1 protein-coding gene is annotated in these 742 nt (G+C 70.4%); it reads left to right on the plus strand.

Annotation, left to right across the window (positions count from 1 at the left end):
• A partial coding sequence (locus CCN51_RS52465) for a VWA domain-containing protein (RefSeq protein ID WP_245881912.1) occupies positions 1-742 on the plus strand: 742 nt, incomplete at both ends.

A 742-nucleotide genomic window follows, 5' to 3' on the forward strand; every position in this document is an offset into this window, starting at 1 on the left:
GCCGACGACCCCGCGCCGAAGGCCGAGAGCGACACTCCGGCCGGGGCCGACACGACGGACGCGGCCGAAACGGAGCGGGAGCAGGCAGCCACCGCCGAAGCGAAGGAGACCGCCCCCGCGGCCAAGGCAGAGACGGAGGCGGAGGCAGAGGCAGAGGCCAACACTCCGGCCGCCGACGCGAACGCCAAGGCCACCGACGAAGGAGACGCCGCCATCCCCCTCAGCGACGTGGAGACCCGCGCGCCCGGGCTCGTCAGTCTGTACAAGAGCGCTGCCGACGCGCTGGCGCAGAAGGGCCTCGCGGGGCGGCGGGCCGCCGTTTATCTCGTGTTGGACCGGTCGGGGTCGATGCGGAGCTACTACAAGGACGGCACCGTCCAGCATCTCGCCGAGCAGGCCCTCGCCCTCTCCGCGAACCTGGACGACGACGGCACCGTCCCGGTCGTGTTCTTCTCGACGGACATCGACGGCACCGCGGATGTCGACCTGGCGAACTACAGCGGCCGCATCGAGGAGCTGCACTCCTCGCTCGGCCATATGGGGCGTACCAACTACCACCACGCGATCAAGGCGGTCATCGACCACTATCAGGCCTCCGGTGCCACCGACCCCGCGTTCGTGATCTTCCAGACGGATGGCGCGCCCACCAGCAAGGCCGCCGCCGAGAAGGCGCTGTGCGAGGCGGCGCGGCTGCCGATTTTCTGGCAGTTCATCGGGTTCGGGGACCCGGAGGCGAAGGGGT

Source organism: Streptomyces milbemycinicus, assembly GCF_002154605.1.
GTDB classification, from domain to species: Bacteria; Actinomycetota; Actinomycetes; order Streptomycetales; family Streptomycetaceae; genus Streptomyces; species Streptomyces milbemycinicus.